This is a genomic window from Curvibacter fontanus (assembly GCF_054780335.1).
Window position 1 is genome coordinate 1 of the sequence record NZ_BAAGWN010000024.1, and the last position, 1110, is coordinate 1110.

Annotated in this window: 1 protein-coding gene; it reads left to right on the plus strand. The window is 58.6% G+C overall.

What is annotated here, in order from left to right; translation table 11 throughout:
* Nucleotides 1-60 precede the first annotated feature (60 nt).
* The coding region (locus tag ACYVH8_RS12745) for an IS630 family transposase (protein ID WP_460489191.1) at nucleotides 61-1110 on the plus strand (1050 nt) is incomplete at its 3' end.

The following is a 1110-nucleotide window of genomic DNA, read 5'->3' on the forward strand; positions in this document are numbered from 1 at the left end:
CTAGTAGACTGTAACGTTTAAGACGGAAGTATCATTGCGGCGATCTCATTGGAGGTTGCGATGAAACTCACCAAGAGCGAACGCATGGAACTTCAGCAGCAAGTTGCCACGAGGATTGGTCGGGCCGATTCGGCGCGGCACGCGCGCTTGATCCTGCTGCTGGCTGAGGGCCTGACTTGGGCAGAGATTCGCGCCAAACTGGACTGCAGCGACAGCTTCATTCACCGATGGAGCAAACGCTTTGAAGCCGATCGGCTCGCGGGCCTGTTTGCCCGACACGCTGGGCGTGAGCGCTACAAGGTGACCTCCAGTTTGGAGGCGCGTGTGTTGGCCCGCACCGCCAAGCACAAACCGGCGGATGGTTCGACCCACTGGTCCTCGCGCAAGCTGGCAGCGGAGCTGGGTGACGATATCTCGCACATGACAGTGGCCCGCATCTGGGCCAAGCACGGTATCAAGCCGCATCTGCTGGAGGGCTACCTCACCTCCAACGATCCGGACTTTGAGACCAAGGCCGCCGATGTCATCGGGCTGTACTTGAACCCGCCGCAAAACGCGGTGGTGTTCAGCGTCGATGAGAAGACGGCAATTCAGGCGCTGGATCGGCTGGAGCCGGTGCTGCCGCTGTCTGCGGGGCGTGCCGAGCGCCACGGGTTTGAGTATTTCCGCCACGGCACGCTGTCCTTGTATGCAGCCTTCAACACCAAGACCGGCGAGGTATTGGGTAAGACGGCCACACGTCACACCTCAGCGGAGTTCGTGGCGTTTCTCACCGACATCGTGGCCAACCAGCCCAAGGGCAAAGAGATTCACGTCATCGCCGACAACCTTTCGGCCCACAAGACCAAACAGGTCGAGCAGTTCCTGCTTACGCACAGCAGCGTTCATATGCACTTCACGCCGACGTATTCGTCCTGGCTGAACCAGGTGGAGCTGTGGTTTGCAAAGATCGAGCGCGATGTCATCGCCCGCGGCGTATTCACTTCCGTGCAAGACCTCAAGAGAAAGCTCATGCGATACATCCGCAAGTACAACGAGCAACCCAAACCCGTGAAATGGAAGTATTGCGATCTGTCACGGCGCATTACTACCGATTCAATCGTTACAGTC